The following is a 21335-nucleotide window of genomic DNA, read 5'->3' on the forward strand; positions in this document are numbered from 1 at the left end:
GAGAGTTTTTTTATTTACTTACCCTCCGGTTCCTGTTTTTTGGCTTTGCTGGGTACGATTCAGTGGTTTGCTTACCCTCCACCACCTGGTTTTCGACTTTGCTGGGTACGATTCGCTCCTTTGCTTACCCTTCACCACCTGGTTTTCGGCTTGGCTGGGTACGATTCGCTCTTTTACTTACCCTCCACCACCTGGTTTTCGGCTTGGCTGGGTACGATTCGCTCCTTTGCTTACCCTCCACCACCTGGTTTTCGGCTTTGCTGGGTACGATTCGCTCTTTTACTTACCCTCCACCACCTGGTTTTCGGCTCTGCTGGGTACGATTCGCTCTTTTGCTTACCCTACAACTCCTGTTTTCCTGCTTTGCCGGGTATGATTTTACCACTTAATTTGTTACGGCGTTCTGCACAAAAAAACAGGCTCATCCGCCATAATAGCGAACAAGCCTGCCGTTTTCCCTAAGATTTATGAACAGCTCTACATCTCATCAGATGTCTGGCCAATTTGTTTTGCGCCATGAGAACTGCTTTTTGTTTCATCTGGAACGTGTTCCATTTTGAGCTTTTCATTTTCACTCAGCAGCTCGGCATTCTCTTTTTCAAGAGCCTTCACTCTCCGCTGCAGGGAAAAAATCCTGGTCAGTCCGGCAGAAGCAATCATCAGGCCGCCAAGCAGAACAGAGCCTAAAATAATCAGAATCAGAGGCCATCTGGCTTCTCCGAACAGATAATCCACCTCAACCGAATCCACGTTGATGACTGCAAAAACCGCTACAATAAGTGCAAATAGGATGGCAAAAAGAAAACTCCACTGTCTCTTCATCCTGTACTCCCCCTTTCTTTCGATTCTCTTTTATACCCGGATTTTCCAAACCGCAAAACATGGGGGCATAGAGAATCATTTTCCCATTCTACTATGATGTCCTTTTGTATGGAAAGCATGAATGTGTTCATCGGGTAAGGGGGAGCCTTCTGAAACTTGCAGCTTCAGCATCAATAACTGCTGTAAGCTTTAGTAAACACTCGCACATGTTCCTGCTTTAGGTTCATAATAACAATGTTTTTTGAATTGCCCTGAATGAGGCTGGCCGTACCACGTCGGCGGGCATGGCGCATATGGATTGAAATACCACAGAGCATATTTCGCCGGATGATCTCTCCAGGATTCCAAAGTTCTTCTGGCAAGCTTCTGTTCGGAGGATCTTGCTCTGTTGTAAAAGAGATTGCCTTTTTGAACCGCTTCAAACGAATAATTACCGCCCTGAACCTGGTAAATGACCTGCCTGATCGTTCTGACATCTTTAAAATCCAGACAATCTGCCACCGCCCGGTTGACAATGACATTGCCTACATACAGCATTCCCTGCTTCCCTTCCCCCTCTGCTTCTGCTCTCATCATTCTCGCCACTAAATCAACGTCTGCACTTGTGTATTTCACCCTTGGCATTTATATCACCCCATAATTAGTGTATGAGCAGGAGCCGCTTTGATGCTATTTGGGGCCTTTTCTGAAGCTGCCGCATAAAACAAAAACCGCGGAATAGTTTCCGCGGTTCCCGTTAAACAATCGGTTCTTCCTGATCCTGTACTTTTTTCGCTTTGCTTTTCTTCTGAATTTCTCTCCACTTCCACATCATCCACAGCTGTGATGCGATGAACAGGGACGAATAGGTTCCTGAAATCAAGCCGATCAGAAGAGCAATGGAGAAGTTCCGGATTGAATCGCTTCCGAAAACAAGTAATGCGATGACACAGAAAACAACGGTCAGGACCGTGTTGACAGATCGCGTAAACGTCTGCTGAAGGCTTCGGTTTACAATACTTTTCAGATCATCGTATGTTTTGACCTTGGTTTTCTTATAAAGCTCTCTGATCCGGTCAAATGTAACGATGGTATCGTTAATGGAATACCCCACGATCGTGAGTACAGCCGCGATAAACGTGATGTCCACTTCAAGCCTTGTAATGCTGAAAACTGCAATGATAAAGAAGGCATCATACAGCAGGGCAAGAACAGCAGCCACGGCCATTTTGTATTCGAATCTCAAGGATACATAGATAATGATTCCCAAAGAGGCGATAAGCACGCCGTACATCGCGTTTCTCGCCAGTTCTTTTCCTACTTCAGGAGATACCGTGCTGATGCTCGGTTCTTTGCCGTACTTTTCATTAAAGAAGTCTTTAACTTCAGCAATTTCCCCTTTATCAAGCACGCCTATGAACCTCGCAACCGCTGTCTGATTCTGACTGCCTGCAAACACGATATCTTTTGCTTCCAGATCAAGTGTTTCAAGATCTTTCTCTACTTCCTCGGCTGTAAGTGTCTTATCGGCTCCGATTTCAATGCGGGTACCGCTTGAAAAATCGATGCCAAGGTTCAGCCTGAAGATGATCAGCAGGACAAGACCCGCTGCAAGCAGGATGCCTGAAGCAGCAAAGAATTTTTTGCGGTGCTTTACAAAATCGACTTTATCAAATTTAGTCGGAGCATCCACATCTTCTGTTGATTTGCTCAGATCGATAATATCTTTCTTGTTCACGCCGAAATATCCCGGCTTTTTATCAAGCCATCTGCTTTCAACCAGTAATCCAAGCAGCAGTCTGCTTAAGAATACGGATGTCAGGAAACTCATTAAGATACTGAGAATAAGACTTGTCGCGAATCCTTTGACAGCACTCGTTCCAAAGAAGAACAGCACACCGCCTGCAAGCATCGTCGTAATGTTGGCATCGAAGATTGTAGCAAACGACCTTCTGCTGCCCGCTCTGTAGGCTGACCGGATTGATTTTCCGAGTTTGATTTCTTCTTTTATCCGTTCGTATGTAATGATGTTGGCATCAACAGCCATACCCACCCCAAGTATTAAAGCCGCAATACCCGGCAGTGTTAGAACAGCATTCATCCAGTCAAATACCTGCAGGACAAAAAACAGATAGGTTGAAAGAGTGACTACTGCGATAATCCCCGGCAAACGGTAGAAATACATCATGAACAGGAAAATAAACCCGATTCCAATGATGCCTGCAAGCACCGTTGTCTGAAGCGCTTCTTCTCCGAACTGTGCCCCTACTGAAGTCGAGTAGGTTTCAACCAGTTTAACCGGCAGTGATCCTGCATTAAGAAGGTTGGCAAGATCTTTTGCCTCTTCTACGCTGAATTGACCCGTAATCGTTACATCTGTCGTATCAAATACTTCATTTACGTTTGGATTTGAAATGAACTTCGGCGACTCTTTTGATACTTCCTCTTTATAGGAATCACCTTCAGCATAATCAAGCCAGATAACAAGCTGATTTTCAGGGGCCATCGCTGATATTTGTTCTGTGACTTTCTTGAATTTATCAGCGTCTTTCAGCTTTACAGCTACAATCGGCTCCTGTGTATCGGGGTCAAACGTCTGTTTAGACGCTCCCTCTACAAGGTCAGATCCATTCATCATCACCTTGTCATTCACGTCACGGAACGTCAGCTCAGCCTGTGTCGACAGAATCTCCCTCGCCTGATTCTGATCCTTTACACCCGCAAGCTGCACCCGGATCCGGTTTTCGCCTTCAATTTGAATGTTAGGCTCGCTTACACCCAGAACATTCGCTCTTTTTTGGAGGGCATTGACCGTACTGACAAGCGCGCTCCGGTCTATTTTATCCCCGTCATTAGCAGGCTCTACGTCATACAGGATTTCAAAGCCTCCCTGCAGATCAAGACCAAGGAGTATGTTCCCTGTTGCCTTGTTTCCAAAAGCACCAATTAAGCTTCCTACGCAAAGGACGAGTAAGAAAAAAACAATGATGCGTCCCTTTTTAACCATGTTGCATCCTCCTTAGAAAAAAACCGTTCAATATGTATTATTCTTTTGCCGTGCCTAGTTGTCTGCCTTCTTCACTGTCAAACCAGCTGCCCGATTTAAACGACTCGATCGTTGCAAACGTCATGAATTCACTTGGTTTTACAGCCATAATATCAGCTACCATTTCGTGAACCATCAGCTCGGTCTTCTTTTTCCACTTTTTATTTCTCAGGTAGTTCCATATCTCTGATTCTGTCACATCGCCGTAGTCAAGAATCTTAAACTCTTCTGCTTTGCTGACAAGAGCCGGTTTCACGTGGTGGCGGTATTTTTCAATTTCATCCTTTTGGGTCATGGCACGCTCCTCCATTCATTATGTATGCGTGATCGGGATTTTATCAGCGGCCATGCGCGAACATCTTGTCATGCTTGGCCAATCATAGCGCATATAGTTAATTGTATATGATTAGATGCTATTTGAGAAGGCGGGGAACGTGATGTCAAAGCAAACATTTTTACAGGGGACGCTCATTTTAATAGCCGCCGGCCTGATTACGCGTGTTCTAGGATTTATGAACCGGATTGTAGTCGCCCGATTTATAGGAGAAGAAGGCGTCGGACTTTATATGATGGCTATGCCGACACTTGTGCTGATCATCACCATTACTCAGTTTGGCCTGCCGGTGGCCATTTCCAAGCTTGTGGCAGAAGCAGAAGCGGAAGGAAATCAGAGGAAAATAAAAAAAATCCTGATTGTTTCTCTTGCAGTTACAGGCACTTTGAGCCTTTTATTTACACCGGCCATCCTTTTTCTGGCCCCGTATTTATCAAATTCGCTGCTGACCGATCCTAGAACGCTCTACCCGCTGCTTGCCATTGCACCGGTTGTCCCGATCATTGCGGTATCTTCTGTCCTCAGGGGATATTTTCAGGGCAAGCAGAATATGCGGCCGGCTGCGATATCACAAGTGCTTGAGCAGGTTGTGCGGATTTCTTTAATCGCCGTCTGCACGAAAACCTTTTTGCCTTACGGAATTGAATATGCGGCTGCAGGGGCGATGGCATCTGCTGTGGCAGGAGAGCTCATTTCCCTCTTGTATATGTTCTCCATGTTTAAAATGAAAAAGAAGTTCCGGGTACGCCGCAAGTTTTTCACTTCCCTGAAAGAAGGGAAAACAACCTTTCAGAACTTAATGAGCATCGCCCTTCCGACGACAGGAAGCCGCATGATCGGTTCGATCGCCTGGTTTTTCGAGCCGATCGTTGTGGCGCAGAGCCTTGCCATTGCAGGATTTACCGCCACAATGGCAACAAAGCAGTACGGAGAGCTGACAGGATATGCCCTGCCCCTTTTGATGCTCCCGTCATTTATTACGTATTCTCTCTCAACGGCTTTAGTTCCCGCGATAAGCGAAGCAATGGCCCAAAAAAAGCGGCACGTCGTTCAGCACAGGCTCCAGCAGGCCTTCAGGCTCTCTCTAGTAACCGGAGGATTTGCCGTCGTCATTCTGTACATCTATGCAGAACCGCTCATGAAAGCTATGTACGGCAGCAGCCATGCCGCTATTTTTGTTCAGGTCATGGCCCCGTTTTTTATCTTTTACTATTTCCAGGGTCCTCTCCAGGCAGTCCTGCAGGCCCTTAACCTGGCAAAGGCGGCCATGATCAACAGCTTCGTCGGCTCTGCGGTGAAAACCGCCCTGATCTTTCTGCTGGCGACAAGGCCGTCTCTTGGCATTATGGGAGCAGCGCTTGCCATTGTGGCAGGCATCATGCTTGTCACGCTGCTGCATTTGGCAACAGTGATGAAAGTGATTTCCCTGACCATTAAAGTGAGTGAATATATCAGATGCTTTTTAACGATGATCTTATCCGGCATTGCAGGCTATTTCTTTTTCAAGATTCTGCCGCTCGGTTTGGGAATGAACCTGATTTTATCGGTTTGCTTCACTTTTTCAGTATACTGCATCCTGCTTGTTGCCTTCAGGCTTGTAATGAAAGACGATGTCGGCAGACTGCCGTTTATCGGCGGTCATCTTTCAAAATTTGTGCCGCGGTAATGCCTACTTGTCATCAATCAGATCTATAAAAAAAGTCTGTTTGTTGTGGGTGCAAAGTGAGATATTCTTTACATCAAAGTACCCGAGCTTTCTCAGCTGCTGTCTCAGCCATAAGTTCGTTTTTCCGATCCGGTACAGGTTTTCCTCCTGAATCAGTCCGTCCACAATAAGCGGCAGCTGAAGCTCCTGATGCTCGCTGCCATTCTCTTTTTTTATAACAGAGAGCTTGCCGGACGGTTCAAGAATGGCAAAATCAACCTCGCTTATATCATTCACATCCTTTTCTCTAAGCTGGGTCATGAGGTCATCGAAATTATAGCGCTGGGTTTTCATGGCATGCTCATTGATTTTCCCTCTGTCAATGATGATGGTCGGTTTGCCGTCGATCCATGCACGCACCTTTTGATTTTTCAGCGAAAAGTAGGCAAGGCTGATTTGAATGCCGAGAAGAAGAAACATTGGAATGATGGTATGTATCAGCGGATCATTCGTGTCTTCTATCGCCATGACCGCCATTTCTGCAATCATCAGAAAGACCACAAGATCCAATATGCTGAGTTCCCCGATCTCCCGTTTGCCCATCAGTCTGAAAATAATCAGGATAAGCACGTACAGGAAAATGGTGCGTCCGATGATAATGAAATGCACTTCCATTTTTAAAGTCCTCCTTGCTGCATCGATACCTTTATTTTGAACGGATAAACCTTTTTCATGTAGAACAATTTCGATTCTATTTTTGCTTCATGTGAATAGGATGGTAGTAAGACGAGCGAAAACAAGCTAAGGAACAGAGGGGGAGATTAAAATGAATACACGCAGATGGGGAAAAGCCATCATGTATGGCTTATCAAGTATTTTAATCGCAGCGCTTGCTGTAAGCTTATTATTTTCTCTGCTGCTTAAATTCACTTCATTAACAGAGGATTCCATTAAGTGGGTTATTTTAGGCCTCTCATTTCTGGCTGTCTTTATAGGAGGATTTATAGCGGGCGGAAAAGGGAAAGAACGGGGATGGCTCGTTGGAGGCACAACAGCGCTTCTTTACACGCTGATTATTTTTTTCTTTCAGTTTTTGGGCTACGGCAAGACGTTTACAATGGAGCAGACGATGTACCACGGGGGATTTCTTGCGATCGCCATGCTTGGCGGCGTGATGGGAGTCAACTTGTCAGGCTCCAAATAGGCATAAAAAAAGAAGCGCCCGCGGGCTCTTCTTTTCTTTTTGCCGTATGTATTAGGCTTTTTCCATTGAGATGCCTTTTTGTTCAACAACGTCGCGGACTGCGCGGCGGTCAAATGTCAGACGGGATCCGTCTCCTGCTTTGATGACAACTTTCTCTTCATCGATTGAATCAACGATGCCATGCATTCCGCCGATTGTAACGACTTTGTCGCCTTTAGACAGACTGTCCTGCATTTCACGCACTTTTTTCTGCTGCTTCTGCTGCGGACGAATCAGCAAAAAGTAAAAAATCGCAAACATCAGAATCAGCGGTCCAACTGTAGTCAATAGTTCCATTTTTTTCACCCCTTTCAAGTCTCTCATCTGCAGTGCAGACACCGTATCTATGAAGCCGCCTGCATAGCAGGCAGCCGAACTAACTAGAAGTTTTTCGCGTTTGGTTTATTAAACCCGTACTGCTCGAAGAATTCATCTCTGAAATCCCCGAGGCGGTCTTCGCGGATTGCCTGTCTCACCTGCTCCATTAAGTTTAACAGAAAATGAAGGTTATGGTAAGAAGTTAATCGGATGCCGAATGTTTCATCACATTTCATGAGATGGCGGATATAGGCGCGGCTGTAATTGCGGCATGTATAGCAATCGCAATTCTCGTCAATCGGACCGTAGTCACGGGCAAATGCAGCGTTTTTGACGACCAGGCGGCCTTTGCTTGTCATAAGGGTTCCATTGCGCGCAATGCGTGTAGGAAGCACACAGTCAAACATATCAATCCCTCTTACCGCCCCGTCAATCAGTGAATCAGGCGAACCTACGCCCATCAAATAGCGCGGCTTATCAGAAGGCAATAGCGGTGTTGTAAACTCAAGTACGCGGTTCATCACATCTTTCGGCTCTCCGACTGACAGCCCTCCGACTGCGTAACCAGGGAAATCCATCGAAATCAGATCTCTTGCGCTCTGTTTCCTGAGCTCCTCATATTCTCCGCCCTGAACGATCCCGAAAAGACCCTGATCGTTTGGACGTTCATGTGCAGTCAGACAGCGCTCTGCCCATCTGCTTGTCCGCTCAACAGATTTTTTCATGTAATCATACTCAGCCGGGAACGGAGGGCATTCATCAAATGCCATCATTATATCTGATCCCAGGTCATTTTGGATCTGCATCGCTTTTTCAGGAGACAGGAAAAGCTTGTCTCCATTCAGATGGTTTCTGAAGTGGACGCCCTCTTCTTCGATCTTTCGGAATTCACTTAAACTGAAGACCTGGAAACCGCCTGAATCCGTCAAAATGGCGCGGTCCCAGTTCATAAACTTATGAAGGCCGCCCGCTTCTTTGACAATTTCATTTCCTGGACGAAGCCATAAATGATACGTATTGCTTAAAATAATGCCTGCTCCCATTTGAACAAGCTCTTCCGGAGACATCGTTTTAACCGTCGCAAGCGTTCCCACCGGCATAAAAACAGGCGTTTCAAATGACCCGTGCGGTGTATGGACCCGTCCGAGCCTAGCTCCTGTCTGCTTGCACGTTTTAATTAATTCATAGCGAATTGGTGGATATGACACCTTTTTTCCTCCTTCAAGGCAGTATTTCTAGATGATCAGCATGGCATCGCCAAAGCTGAAGAACCGGTATTTTTCCTTAACAGCCGTTTCGTAGGCATGCATGACGTGCTCTCTTGTTGCAAGAGCACTGACGAGCATAATCAGGGATGACTTCGGCAAGTGGAAATTGGTCACCATGCCGTCGATTGCCTTGAATTCATAGCCGGGATAAATGAAAATGCTGGTCCAGCCGCTGTCTTCCTTAAATGTACCGTTATTTGCCGACGCGATTGTTTCAAGAGTGCGGGTCGACGTCGTTCCGACAGAGATGATCCGGCCGCCTTTTTCCCTGACCTGATTTAGCAGCTGGGCAGTGCCTGCGCTCATCTGATAGAACTCGGCATGCATTTCGTGCTCTTCCACAACGTCAGCACTAACCGGACGGAATGTACCGAGGCCGACATGCAGCGTAATAAACGCAAGATGGACTCCTTTTTCTTTCAGAGCTTCAAGAATCTCTTCGGTAAAATGAAGACCGGCTGTCGGGGCTGCAGCAGACCCGACCTCTCTTGAGAATACCGTCTGATAACGTTCCTGATCATCAAGCTGTTCTTTAATGTACGGCGGCAATGGCATTTTACCGAGAGAGTCAAGCGCCTCATAAAAAATACCCTCGTACTTGAATTCAAGCATTCTGCCTCCGTGATCAGCCTCTCCTGTGCAGACCGCACGCAAAATGCCGTCGCCAAATACGATTTCAGTTCCGACTTTCACGCGTTTGGCAGGCTTCGCAAGAACTTCCCATAAATCTCCCTGTTCCTGTTTTAACAAGAGCAGTTCAATTTTGGCGCCTGTATCTTTTTTCTCGCCAATGAGTCTTGCAGGCAGAACACGTGTATTGTTTAAAACAAGACAGTCGCCTTCATGAAAATAATCAATAATCGACTTAAACTTGCCATGTTCCACCGATCCGGATTCTTTATCAAGCACCATCAGTCTTGACGCGTCCCGCTCGAGCAGCGGAACCTGCGCGATCAATTCTTCAGGCAAATCAAAATCAAACAAATCTACTTTCATTATTTCTCACCTTTTCCGTTATGCAAATCTCTAGTGTTTTGGAACTTCCATTTGAAAGTGATGATAAACTGCATCTGTTACCATTCTTCCCCTAGGAGTCCGCTGTATAAAACCAATCTGCAAAAGATATGGTTCATATACATCTTCAATCGTGTGCGATTCTTCGCCTATTGTAGCAGAAATCGTGTCGAGTCCCACGGGTCCGCCTTTAAATTTTTCAATAATGCCCATCAGCAGCTTGTGATCGATATGATCAAGGCCAAGTCTGTCCACCTGCAGCCTTTCAAGCGCTTCATTTGCGAGGCTGCCTGTAATGGCCGGTTTTCCGAGAACCTGTGCAAAGTCTCTTACCCTCCTGAGCAGCCTGTTGGCTATCCTCGGAGTCCCGCGTGACCGGCGCGCCAGTTCAAGAGATGCTTCTTTTTCGAGGCCAATGCCAAGAATATCCCCTGTCCGTTCGGCAATCAGGGAGAGCTGCTCTTCATTGTAGTACTCAAGACGGCTCAATACACCGAAACGGTCCCTGAGGGGGGCAGTCAGCAGGCCGACTCTTGTTGTAGCTCCAATGAGCGTAAACGGGGGCAGATCAAGACGCACGGACCGGGCTTGCGGTCCTTTTCCAATGACAATATCAAGACAGAAATCTTCCATTGCAGGATACAGCACTTCTTCAATGGAACGCTGAAGGCGGTGAATTTCATCAATAAATAAAACATCACCGGGTTCAAGGGCGGTCAGAATGGCGGCAAGGTCGCCCGGCCTTTCAATGGCCGGTCCTGAAGTCGTTCTGATATTTACGCCCATTTCATTTGCTATGATGGTGGCAAGGGTCGTTTTGCCAAGCCCGGGAGGCCCGTAAAGAAGCACGTGATCCAGTGTTTCGCTTCTCATCTTTGCTGCTTCAATAAACACCTTAAGATTATCCTTTACTTTATCCTGCCCAATGTACTGTGATAAAGTCCTCGGTCTCAGGGAGAGCTCAAGAGCTCCTTCATCAAGCTCCGCTTCGCCGGAAACAAGACGTTCGTCCATAAATGATCACCTTACTTTAATAGCTTTTGCAACGCTTTTTTCACATACTGGTCTGTGGAAAGCTCCTCTTCCATCAGAGCAGGAACAACTTTGCTGATTTCCCGTTCTGCATAACCTAGAACCTTCAGGGCTTCAAGTGCTTCACTCAGTGATTTGGAGGCTGTTTCTGTTGCAGCATGCTCTTCGTGGGTAAATAAGTCAGGAGCAAGCCCGCCTGCTATGTCTCCAAGCTTTCCTTTAAGATCGAGAATGATTTGTCTCGCCGTTTTTTTGCCTACGCCGGGAAATTTCACAAGGAATTTTTCATCCTCATTCTCTATGGCTCCGACTACTTGTGACGGATTCCCGGAAGCAAGTATCGCAAGAGCTCCTTTAGGACCAATGCCTGTCACATTTAAAAGCTTCATAAATAAGGCTTTTTCTTCTCTTGTATGAAAACCGTACAGCGCGAGGATATCTTCTCTGACATGCTGATACGTATAGATCGTCACTTCCGAGGAACGGCTGCGCTGGTAGCTGAATGGGTTAGGAGTGTGAACTTGATAGCCAATGCCCCCGCGGTCAATCACCACATACTCGGGAGTCACCAGATCAATGGTTCCTTTTATAAATTCGATCAAACTTTTCACCTCTTTATAACTGTACCTCATTGTAACATACTTTTTTTCTCTGACTGTAGTATTAAACAGCGGATTTTGACTAAAGAAAACAAAAAAATGCACCCGTTCAAAAGATCGGGCACACAAGACAGCTTCAGTTCACCTCTGCGGGTGACGAATAGGCTTTATAGGATTGTATGACTTTTAAGTAATGGTCTTTCGACTGGATGCGAATGCCGTGTCTCAGCTCGTCATGTTTCCGGGTCTCGAGCTTCCCTACATCAATCTGGAAGAAGGAATGGATGATCTCTGACGCATCATCAGGCTTGCCGTTAAAAATAGAAAATACCCCTTCTGATGAAAGGCCGAAATACCCGTTTGCTTTTAACAATGGGGAGATATCATCAACTTCTTTTTGAAAAATGATCTGATTATCATCCTGATCGACAAGCTGCCAGCCTTCATACTTAGCCCAGAAATCTTCCATCGCGAGGATGGTTTCTGTTTTAACCTCTTCGCTGATCTCCCCGTCAAGGTAGATCCTTTCAAGAACCACTGTCACAGTCAGGGGACCGCTGACTTCATAGGCCTGATCGTCATTGCCGGCTGCATCGTACGGTTCATGCACAGCAGGAAAAGAAAGAAAAAAGATTCCAATGAACGCAACTGCAGCTGTAAACAGGAAACGATGAGATGACATCATCTCTTACCCCCCCAATCCATTTACCGTTCTGGTAAAGAAATATTGATTCCTTACTAGTTTGACCATTATTAGCAGGTTTAACCATAGAAAAGCGGAATCAGCCGTTTAGCTCCGATAGGCAGATAAGAAATCACCGGAAAAGTCCGGTTTTGACTTTTTCGGGGATTTCGTTCTGGCGGAGGAGCTGGCTGATGGAGCTGGACACCATAGAAAAGCGGAAGCGCTCGTTTAGCTCCGGGAGTCAGATAAGGAAACAGCGGAAAAGGCGCTTTTTGCCTTTGCCGATGGTTCCGTTCTGACAGAGGAGCTGAGCGCTGGAGCTGGACACCATAGAAAAGTCCGAATCAAAATCGGACAAATTAAAAAGAGGCGCACTGAGGCACCTCTTTTCTGCCATTATCGGGCTTGCTGAACGGGTTTATTCATCATGTTCCCAATATCATCAAACAAATCGCGGATATCAGCATCGATGGACTTTTTATCCTGCCCATTTTCGATATTGTCGTTGATTGTTCTCATGCGGGAAAATGTTCCTTCATCTGTGACAACCTGTACGTCTTTTCCTTTGGCTGCAGGTTTGACGGCATCCATTACGGCATTTTTCACGTTTTTGTCGTTCTTGTCGTCCGTGTCAACTGCAACAAGGACCTGGTCTCCATTTACAAGGGTGCGGACGTCGTCAACGTTTTTCACATCTGCAGCCCGCTCAGAAACCTTTTTAGCCATAGCTTTCTCATTGTCATTGTAATAGCTGATCTGCTTTACCTGACCATGATAATTTTCATCGTTTCGGCTGAAACGATTATCTCTCTCAAGCATGCCGTCTTCATTTGAAAGCGGCGCAGTGGGATTATCCATTCTTCCATTATGAAAAGCAGTATCCCGATCGTTTACTTTTGTAAAGTAATTATCGTTCATATCGCCTTCCATCATTTCAGTCAGAGGTCCATCATTATCTACGTTGTCTGCATTGCCATTATTGCCTCGGTGCTCATTTGAATAATAGCCGATCGGTCTGGCATTATCATTGTAGCGCGTATCGAGCGCGCCTTCGTTGTTGTTGTTACATGCAGCGAGACCTGATGCAGCGACAGCAATTGCAGCAAAAGCAGTAAGTTTATGCCTCAATATAAAAACCCCCCTGATTTTTCTGATGCGAGCAAATCCGCTCTTGTATAGGTTGCTCGTTCAGGAGGGGATTAACCTGTTAGTTAAAGGTAAGTTCTTTAAATAATGGAGAGGAATTTTTACTTGTACCAGCTGCTGATTTTATTTTATTAACGCAGTTAAAAAGCATAAAAAAAAGAGACGAACAGATCCGTCTCTTCAGGCGACATTAGTCTTCTTCTTCTTCGTCAAATCTTGGCATGGCAAACTGATCACTCTGCCCGAACTGGCCAGGCATCCCGCCAAATTGCCCCTGACCGCCCGGCATTCCTCCGAATTGGCCCGGCATTCCGCCAAATTGTCCTTGACCAAACTGACCTGGCATTCCGCCAAATTGACCCGGCATGCCCATTCCGTACCCCGGCTGGCCTCCGAACCCAGGTCCAGGTCCTCCGCATCCGCAATCCTCTTTATCCATTGCAGGACTGACTTGAGGCGGCTGGTTGTTATCCGGCGCTCCGCCGTATGCCCCCATCACTTGACCTGGCATGTTTGGCGCTCCGCCATATGCACCCATTACTTGACCAGGCATGTTTGGCGCTCCGCCATATGCACCCATTATTTGACCAGGCATGTTTGGCGCTCCGCCGTATGCCCCCATTACCTGACCAGGCATAGGTCCGCCGCCATATCCTCCCTGTTGAGGATATCCGAAACCCGGTCCAGGCATGACTGGGGATACTGGTACACATCCAGGCGGATATCCATAGCCCGGTCCGCCGAATCCAGGTCCGCCAAATCCTGGTCCGCCTCCATACCCTGGGGCTCCTCCAAATCCTGGACCCCCAAATCCTGGTCCTCCGAATCCAGGTCCGCCAAATCCAGGTCCGCCAAATCCAGGCTGCTGCGGGCTGTATGCACCCATTACATCATCATCGTCATCGTCATCAAACGGCATTTGCTGCGGCATTCCCTGAGGCATTCCCTGCATTCCGCCATAAGGCTGCATTTGCGGGTATCCTCCAAATCCAGGGCCGCCGCCGAAACCAGGTCCGCCGAATCCCGGTCCGCCACCGAATCCCGGACCGCCAAACCCTGGTCCGCCAAATCCAGGTCCAGGCATGACCGGTGATACTGGATAACAGTCATCTCCTCCTGGTCCCTGCATCGCTCCGGCAACCATGCCTGGATTCTGGAACGGCGCTCCCTGCTGGCCTGGAAATCCTTGACCCTGACCCGGGAATCCCTGAGGGCTTTGCTGGCCGGGACCGCCCTGATAGGCACCCATTACCCCTTGCTGAGGCATGCTTGGTTTGTTTTCCATGTCTTTATCAGCCTCCTCTTTGCTTGCCGGCGATACATATTTCGGTTTTTCTTTTTCGGCAGGTTTCTCAGCCGGTTTTTCAGCCGGCTTCATCATTTCCGGCATGACATTTGACGGCTTAGGCGGCAGCTGAGGCTGAGGCGCCTGAGGCATCATCGCCATATTCAGCATGTAATAGTTGTTAATATCAAGCTCCGGATAAGCCGGCTGCTTCATATTCGGTACTGGCGGGACATAAGGGACAGATGGTTTTTCTTTAGGAACTTCTTTTGGTTTCGTATCCGCCTCACCCATGACTTGCTTCGGTTTTTCCTTTGAAAAAGGATGCTCTGATTTCGGCATTTCTTTTTTGCCTGAAAAATTAAGCTTCGTTTCGTTTTTCACAGGCACGCCGCCGGTTGGAACCTTTATTTTCATTCCCGGCATAATTAAATCAGGATTGCTGAGCTGAGAATTCATTTTTTTCACTTCTTCAAAGTCTACACCATATTTTTTGGCAATCTTCCAAAGGGTATCGCCTTTTTGAACAATGTGGATTTTCAACCTTTCCCCCTCCTATGCTTGAAACTTTATCGCATATGATTAGCAGGCAATGATGCCATTCTTCTTCATCACAACTTATGCTTGTGAAGACAAATATATGTTCAGGGGAAAAGAAAAAACTGACAAACCTAAGGCCTGCGCAAGCATCTCTGCTTACTCGGCCAAATGTCTGCCAGTTATGGGTTAGACGTGTTCAAGCATCCTCTCTAGAGCAAGAACAGCATCCTTTGCTGTATGTTCATCAACGCGAATCTGATTGACCGGTTTCCCTTCATCAATTCCCTCAAGAGACCAAAGCAGGTGCGGCAGATCAATTCGGTTCATTGTCAAACAAGGACACATGAACGGATTCAGCGAAACAATCTCTTTGTCAGGATGCTGATCAATGATCCTCTTAACAAGGTTCATCTCTGTTCCGACTGCCCATTTGCTTCCAGGCTCTGATGCCTCGATGACATCGATAATGTACTTGGTAGAGCCTGCAAGATCGCTTGCCGCCACAACTTCCCTGCTGCATTCAGGGTGAACAATAATGTTCATATCGGGCTTCGTACTTCTGATATGCTCAATGTTCTGCACGGTGAATTTCTCATGGACAGAGCAGTGGCCCTTCCATAGAATCACAATAACATCTTCGGGATTGCCGTCACATTCAAGCTCATTTGTATGAGGGTTCCAGACAGCCATTTTCTCAAGAGGAATGCCAAGGTTATAAGCTGTGTTTCTTCCAAGATGCTGATCAGGCAAAAAGAGAATTCTTTCCTTCTGCCCGAAAGCCCAGCTAAGCATTTTTTCCGCATTTGAGGATGTGACCGTTGCACCGCCATTTCGTCCGACAAACGCTTTAATGGCAGCCGTTGAATTCACATATGTCAGCGGAAGGATGGTGTCGCCAAACAATTCCTGAAGCTTGATCCATGCCTGCTCTGTCTGGCTGATATCCGCCATATCGGCCATCGAGCAGCCGGCCCTCATATCCGGCAAAAAGACCTTCTGCTGTTCAGTTGTCAGCATATCGGCTGTTTCAGCCATAAAATGCACGCCGCAAAAGACGATGTACTCTGCTTCTTTGTTGGCAGCTGCCGCCTGTGCAAGCTGCAGGGAATCACCCGTTATATCCGCAAACTGAATCACTTCATCTTTTTGATAATGATGGCCGGGAATCAGCAGTTTTTTCCCGTACCTTTCTTTAATTGCTTTCACTCGTTCAATCATTTCGTTTTCGCTTAGCTCTTTATAGTGCGGCGGCATTTTTTCATTTGTTTCAAATTGAAGCATATCCAAAACGTTCATGTCACGTTCCCCCTTCTATTCTACATTCATGCTCAAATCAAGCGCTTTTGCGGAATGAGTCAGCATACCGAGTGAAACATAATCCACTCCTGTGCGCCCGTAATCTGCTAAATTTTCAAGCGTTATGCCCCCTGATGCTTCTGTAATGATGGATTCAGGTGTGATGGCTGCAAATGCTGCCGCTTCATCCGGGGTCCGGTTATCAAACATAATGATATCTGCGCGTGCCGAGATGGCCTCGTGCAGCTGCTGTTCCGTTTCAATCTCAACCTCAATTTTGATCATATGACCGGCATGCCCTCTTGCTTTTTGAACCGCTTCAGCTATTGAACCCGCGCTTGCAATATGGTTATCTTTCAGCATGATGCCGTCATACAGTCCAAATCTGTGGTTGTACCCTCCTCCGCACCTGACTGCATATTTTTCAATCATTCTGAGGCCCGGGGTCGTTTTTCTTGTATCGCAGATTTTCGTATGATCTGAATTCAGCAGCTTTACCGCCTGATTGGTCAGCGTCGCAATTCCGCTCATCCGCTGCAGGAGATTCAGCACGACTCGCTCTCCTGTCAATATGGATGCAATCGGTCCGGTCAGGACAGCCGCCTTTTCGCCCCTGGAAATGGCCTCTCCGTCCCGCTTCAGAACCTGGACGGTAACCCGCGGGTCTAACACGGCATATCCGGCTTTCACCACATCTGCACCGGCGAAAATGCCATCTTCCTTCGCACGGATAACGGCAGAACCTGTCTGGCCTTCCGAAAAAATAAACGTGCTCGTTGCATCAAAATCTCCGATGTCTTCTGCAAAAAAACCTTCCAGCTGCTTTTTTAATTTAAGTAAATTCAATGATCTTCACCTCTGAATGTTGTTGATAGCTGCACCCATTTTTCGAAAGAAGAATTTGTTTTTTCAGCCAGAATGCATCATTTGAATCTGGAAAATCCAATCTGCAGTGACCCCCTCTGCTTTCAGTCCTCTGCAAAGCAGCAGATATAATCAGCCAGCCTGATGTCATCATGTTAAGACGTTCAGCATGATCATTTGTGAGGTCTTTCACATTAATAGCCCAATACGGCTTCAGCCATTTTTCAAACCAGTTCAAGGCTTTCGCAAGCTCTTCCTTCGTCCGTTCAATTCCCGCATATGCGGTCATAACCTGCTGAATGTCTTCCCGTTCCGGCAATTCGATGTCTGCAGGATATGAGAATACTTGTGTATCCATATTTAGATCAACTGTTTCCTGGATGCTCTGAATCTTGTTTGCCAGTCGCTTTCCGAAGACCAGACCTTCAAGCAGGGAGTTGCTCGCCAGCCTGTTTGCCCCATGAACCCCCGTGCACGCCGTTTCTCCTGCAGCATAAAGCCTGCTGACAGATGTCCGGCCATGCAGATCGGTCTTGATGCCGCCCATTAAAAAATGCATGCCCGGCGCCACCGGGAGCAGTCCGTTTTCCATTACTATGTTATATTTCCGGCACATCGCCGTAATGGTCGGAAACCGTTCTTCAAAGTTTAAAACCGGCAGGATGTTCAGATAAACGCTGCGCCCTTTTTTGATCTGCGAAAAGATAACGCGTGCAACGATGTCTCTCGGCGCAAGGTCTTTAAGAGGATGGATGCCTTCCATAATCCGTTCGCCCAAATCATTTTGAAGAAAGGCCCCTTCACCTCTTACTGCTTCAGAGATCAGTCCGGCACACCCTCCGCCTGCAAGCAGCATCGTCGGGTGAAACTGGGTAAATTCCATATCCGCAAGCACCGCGCCTGCTCTATATCCAAGCGCTAAACCGTCTCCTGTTATGCCGTCCGCATTGGACGAGTGCAGATACAGCTTTCCGCATCCGCCTGTCGCAAGAATTGTATGCTGTGCGGTGTGCCTGTTTACAAGTCCGTTCTGAGATCTTGAAACAGCACCGAGACATACTCCGTTTTCCACAATCAATTCAAGCACCATTTCATTTTCATGGATGACCGTGTTTTCATTCAGGCAAGACAAAAGAAACCGCATCATCGCTCTTCCTGTGGCATCTCCTCCTGCATGGAGAATTCGGCTGAAGCTGTGAGCGCCTTCCATGCCGAGAAGGAGCTCGCCTCTGCTGTCCCTGTCAAAAGGAAGCCCTTTTTCCGCCAGTGAAAGAACGTCTTTTGCTCCCTCCCTGACAAGCAGCTCAACTGCCTCTTCATCATTATGAAAATGGCCGGCATTAAGCGTATCCTCGGAATGGCTCTTGTAACTGTCATTCGCACGAATGGCTGCAGCAATCCCGCCTTGAGCAAGCATTGAATTGCTGCTGACTTTCGCCCCTTTGGTCAGGATGGTCACATGTTTCGTTTTTTGCAGCTGACAGGCTGCAGATATAGCTGCGATGCCGCTTCCAATGATTAATACGTCCGTTTGAGGCAAAAAAATAACCCCCATTCTTTACAAGTGTCTTGACACCTATATTTACACAAAACTAAACTAATGACAAGAGATTTTTTTGGAGGAGAGAATGGGATGATCTATCTTGATTACGCAGCAGCAGCTCCGCTCAGCGAAGAGGCTCTTCATGTTTTTTCTGAAGCGTCCAGGAAGGCGTTTGCCAACAGCAACAGTCTTCATGATGAGGGAGATCTGGCCGGTTCATTGCTTGAGGCATGCCGCAGCAAGCTCGCAGGACTTATCGGCGGTACGGCTAAGGGAATTTGCTTTACATCAGGCGGCAGCGAGTCAAATGTCCTTGCTGTTGACACTCTTTTAGCGAATGCGGAGGGAAAAAATCACATCATTGCATCCGCATTAGAGCATTCGTCGATCTATAACTATTTGATGTTTTTACAGGGGAAAGGCTATGAGGTAACATTTTTAATGCCGGACAATCATGGTAAACTACATGTGGACAGCATTAGAGAAGCACTGCGCGAGAACACCGCCCTAGTGACCGTTCAGCACGTAAATTCGGAAATAGGATGTATTCAGAATCTGCAGGAGATTGGTGAGTGGCTTTTAAAACAGCCGGTTTATTTTCACAGTGACTGTGTTCAGTCTTTCGGGAAGGTCTCTCTTAAGGCTGATGAATGGGGGCTTGATGCAGTGTCCCTTTCAAGCCATAAAATATACGGGCCAAAAGGGGTCGGCTGTTTATATTTAAATCCGAAACATGTTTTAAAACCGTACATTCACGGGGGAACACACGAAAATGGGTTCAGGGCAGGCACCGTAAACGTTCCCGGTATCGCAGCTTTTGCAGCTGCAGCTGAACAGGCATGTTCGGGTATGGAATCTGAATCTTTAAGGCTCAGCGAATTGCGGGACGTTTTTTTCGAGATGCTGAAGCCCTTTAGAGATCATGTGCACATCATCAATGAGCACAGCCCAGATCAGGTGCCGTCGATTATCGGCCTTCACATAAAAGGAATCGAAGGGCAGTACATGCTGCTTGAGAGCAACCGGAGAGGCGTGGCCATTTCAACAGGAACGGCCTGTCAAATCGGCATGCAGGAGCCTTCCAGAGCTCTTCTTTCCACCGGCTTGCCGCCTCAGGCTGCCCTGCAGTACATCAGGATCTCAACAGGTAAATATACCACGGCTGATGATCTGAAAAAAATGGCCGGCATTATCGGCCGGACGCTCAGCGAAAGACAGGCAGAAAGGACGTAAGAAAGAATGAAAATTCCGGGTAATGAAAGAAGAAATGTGATCCTTAACTGGCTGAAGGAAGCGGATGAACCTCTGAAGGGGAGTGAGATTGCGCAGCGGACCAATGTGAGCAGACAGGTCATTGTGCAGGATATCTCCCTTCTGAAAGCTCAAAATGAACCGATTCTTGCTACAAGTCAGGGCTATGTGTATGTTATGCAGGACAAAGAAGAGCTCCCTGTATACAAGCGGATCATCGCAAGCAGCCACGGCCCTGAAGCAACAGAAGATGAGCTGAACCTGATTGTGGACCACGGGGTAACAGTCAGGGATGTGATCATTGAACATCCTGTCTACGGGGAACTGACGGCCTCGATCATGGTCAGCAACCGCAAGGAAGTCAAAGATTTCATCAAAAAAATTGAAGACCGCAACGCCGCCTACTTGTCACAGCTGACAGAAGGCCTCCACCTTCACACCCTGGCAGCAGACAGGCAGGAAAAAATAGATGAAGCGTGCGCTGCACTGAAAGTGGAAGGATTTTTAGTGGATGAAGACGATTAAAAGTAAAAAACCGGCCTGAAGCACAGGCCGGTTTTTTAAATGGCATAAGCCGAATATGTCCCTAAAATCCTGACTCCGCAGCCAAGGGCTTCAAGCTCTGCCGTTGCACCCGGGATAAGGACTTCATCTAATTGCATATCAATGTCCACGATAAAAAAGTAATTGCCGAGGCCCGTTTTCATCGGCCGTGACTCAATCTTTGAGAGATTGAGCTTTCTCCATGAAAAGGCTGAGAGCACCTGATGCAGGGCTCCTGACTGATCGGACGGAAGGGTGATCATCAGGGTTGTTCGGTCAGTTACTTTCCTTAAATTTGTTCTGAAGGATGCTGCCTTGTCGGGATGAAGCACGGCAAAGCGCGTATGGTTATGAGGATAATCGTGTATATCCTTCCTGACCATTTTCAGTCCGTATTCCTCTGCTGCCAGCTCATTTGCAATGGCCGCAACTTTTTCTTCAGGATGTTCCTGTATGTATTTTGCAGCAGCACCTGTAGAGGTCGCATTTTCGTAGGCTGCATCTGGAAGCTCCCGGTGCAGAAATTTATGGCACTGGGCAATGGCGTGGGAGTGGGAGTATACTTTCTCCGTCTCTTCCCAGCAATGTTCTCTTTGGGGATGCACCAATAAATGCTGCTGGATCGGGGCAACAATTTCCCCTACAATCGGCAGCGGCTGTTCGTGCACGAGGTAATCCACTGTTAAATTAACAGATCCTTCAAGAGCATTCTCAAGCGGAACGACCGCCACATCGATTTCACCAGCCGCAACGGCATCTATGCATTTTGGTATATTCAAAAACGGAATCTGCTCTGCTTCATCTTCAAAATATTTCGTCACTGCAAGATGGGTAAATGTAGCTGCAGGCCCTAAATAGCCAACCTTAAAAGACATACTCCTA

21 protein-coding genes are annotated in these 21335 nt (G+C 47.1%); 4 read left to right on the plus strand and 17 right to left on the minus strand.

The features are described from left to right. Positions 1-477: 477 nt before the first annotated feature. The 4 genes from JOJ89_RS15175 to JOJ89_RS15190 all read right to left on the minus strand — a co-directional run bounded on the left by JOJ89_RS15175 (position 478) and on the right by JOJ89_RS15190 (position 4142). Entirely contained in the window at positions 478-822 is a 345-nt protein-coding gene (locus JOJ89_RS15175) for a LapA family protein (RefSeq protein WP_203288241.1), read from the minus strand. Between the two features lie 189 nt (positions 823-1011). Further along, positions 1012-1446, minus strand: coding sequence for a cell wall hydrolase (locus JOJ89_RS15180; protein WP_029279428.1), 435 nt, complete (start codon positions 1444-1446; stop codon positions 1012-1014). Between the two features lie 112 nt (positions 1447-1558). Then, positions 1559-3808 (minus strand): protein translocase subunit SecDF, encoded by a 2250-nt coding sequence (secDF, locus tag JOJ89_RS15185; protein ID WP_203288243.1) that lies wholly within the window; start codon positions 3806-3808, stop codon positions 1559-1561. 37 nt (positions 3809-3845) lie between these two features. After that, positions 3846-4142 carry a post-transcriptional regulator gene (locus JOJ89_RS15190; protein WP_029279425.1) on the minus strand — a complete coding sequence of 99 codons (297 nt, stop codon included), beginning with the start codon at positions 4140-4142 and terminating at the stop codon, positions 3846-3848. Between the two features lie 142 nt (positions 4143-4284). Between JOJ89_RS15190 and spoVB the strand changes: the two genes are divergently transcribed. Then, the gene (gene spoVB / locus JOJ89_RS15195; protein ID WP_203288245.1) at positions 4285-5847 is read left to right on the plus strand and encodes a stage V sporulation protein B; all 1563 of its coding nucleotides are present in this window, start codon (positions 4285-4287) and stop codon (positions 5845-5847) included. Between the two features lie 3 nt (positions 5848-5850). On the opposite strand, the gene JOJ89_RS15200 is transcribed toward spoVB, so the two are convergent. Then, entirely contained in the window at positions 5851-6501 is a 651-nt protein-coding gene (locus tag JOJ89_RS15200; RefSeq protein WP_029279423.1) for a DUF421 domain-containing protein, read from the minus strand. Between the two features lie 151 nt (positions 6502-6652). Here JOJ89_RS15200 and JOJ89_RS15205 point away from each other — a divergent pair, with 151 nt between their 5' ends. After that, positions 6653-7030, plus strand: coding sequence for a TIGR04086 family membrane protein (locus tag JOJ89_RS15205; RefSeq protein ID WP_029279421.1), 378 nt, complete (start codon positions 6653-6655; stop codon positions 7028-7030). 51 nt (positions 7031-7081) lie between these two features. On the opposite strand, the gene yajC is transcribed toward JOJ89_RS15205, so the two are convergent. From yajC to nadB, 11 genes are all read right to left on the minus strand, one after another. After that, positions 7082-7366 (minus strand): preprotein translocase subunit YajC, encoded by a 285-nt coding sequence (gene yajC, locus JOJ89_RS15210; RefSeq protein ID WP_029279419.1) that lies wholly within the window; start codon positions 7364-7366, stop codon positions 7082-7084. Between the two features lie 83 nt (positions 7367-7449). Next, the gene (gene tgt / locus JOJ89_RS15215; RefSeq protein WP_029279418.1) at positions 7450-8595 is read right to left on the minus strand and encodes a tRNA guanosine(34) transglycosylase Tgt; all 1146 of its coding nucleotides are present in this window, start codon (positions 8593-8595) and stop codon (positions 7450-7452) included. A gap of 27 nt (positions 8596-8622) precedes the next feature. Further along, positions 8623-9651 carry a tRNA preQ1(34) S-adenosylmethionine ribosyltransferase-isomerase QueA gene (gene queA, locus JOJ89_RS15220; RefSeq protein WP_203288247.1) on the minus strand — a complete coding sequence of 343 codons (1029 nt, stop codon included), beginning with the start codon at positions 9649-9651 and terminating at the stop codon, positions 8623-8625. A gap of 30 nt (positions 9652-9681) precedes the next feature. Continuing rightward, positions 9682-10683: a Holliday junction branch migration DNA helicase RuvB gene (ruvB, locus tag JOJ89_RS15225; RefSeq protein ID WP_029279414.1), complete on the minus strand. Its 1002-nt coding sequence runs from the start codon at positions 10681-10683 to the stop codon at positions 9682-9684. An 11-nt stretch (positions 10684-10694) separates the two neighbouring features. Further along, positions 10695-11303, minus strand: a complete 609-nt coding sequence (ruvA, locus tag JOJ89_RS15230; protein ID WP_029279412.1) for a Holliday junction branch migration protein RuvA — start codon at positions 11301-11303, stop codon at positions 10695-10697. 133 nt (positions 11304-11436) lie between these two features. Beyond that, positions 11437-11985: an intercompartmental signaling factor BofC gene (locus tag JOJ89_RS15235; protein WP_051827304.1), complete on the minus strand. Its 549-nt coding sequence runs from the start codon at positions 11983-11985 to the stop codon at positions 11437-11439. Positions 11986-12381: 396 nt separating this feature from the next. Next, the gene (locus tag JOJ89_RS15240; protein WP_203288249.1) at positions 12382-13113 is read right to left on the minus strand and encodes a YhcN/YlaJ family sporulation lipoprotein; all 732 of its coding nucleotides are present in this window, start codon (positions 13111-13113) and stop codon (positions 12382-12384) included. 208 nt (positions 13114-13321) lie between these two features. Beyond that, a complete protein-coding gene (safA, locus tag JOJ89_RS21295; protein WP_277987830.1) occupies positions 13322-14959 on the minus strand; it encodes a SafA/ExsA family spore coat assembly protein in 1638 nt (545 codons plus the stop codon). Between the two features lie 183 nt (positions 14960-15142). After that, entirely contained in the window at positions 15143-16252 is a 1110-nt protein-coding gene (nadA, locus tag JOJ89_RS15250; RefSeq protein ID WP_203288251.1) for a quinolinate synthase NadA, read from the minus strand. A 15-nt stretch (positions 16253-16267) separates the two neighbouring features. Further along, a complete protein-coding gene (gene nadC, locus JOJ89_RS15255; RefSeq protein ID WP_203288253.1) occupies positions 16268-17098 on the minus strand; it encodes a carboxylating nicotinate-nucleotide diphosphorylase in 831 nt (276 codons plus the stop codon). Beyond that, positions 17085-18656, minus strand: coding sequence for an L-aspartate oxidase (nadB, locus tag JOJ89_RS15260; RefSeq protein WP_347401501.1), 1572 nt, complete (start codon positions 18654-18656; stop codon positions 17085-17087). The genes nadC and nadB overlap by 14 nt, the downstream gene beginning before the upstream one ends. Positions 18657-18749: 93 nt before the next feature. Here nadB and JOJ89_RS15265 point away from each other — a divergent pair, with 93 nt between their 5' ends. After that, complete coding sequence (locus tag JOJ89_RS15265) at positions 18750-19892, plus strand: IscS subfamily cysteine desulfurase (RefSeq protein WP_029279399.1); 1143 nt, start codon at positions 18750-18752, stop codon at positions 19890-19892. 6 nt (positions 19893-19898) lie between these two features. Continuing rightward, positions 19899-20435 carry a transcription repressor NadR gene (locus JOJ89_RS15270; protein ID WP_203288257.1) on the plus strand — a complete coding sequence of 179 codons (537 nt, stop codon included), beginning with the start codon at positions 19899-19901 and terminating at the stop codon, positions 20433-20435. Positions 20436-20470: 35 nt separating this feature from the next. Here JOJ89_RS15270 and pheA read toward each other — a convergent pair whose 3' ends face one another. Next, a complete protein-coding gene (pheA, locus tag JOJ89_RS15275) occupies positions 20471-21328 on the minus strand; it encodes a prephenate dehydratase (protein WP_203288259.1) in 858 nt (285 codons plus the stop codon). Positions 21329-21335 lie beyond the last annotated feature (7 nt).

The organism is Metabacillus sp. cB07, assembly GCF_016839225.1.
GTDB lineage: Bacteria > Bacillota > Bacilli > Bacillales > Bacillaceae > Bacillus_P > Bacillus_P indicus.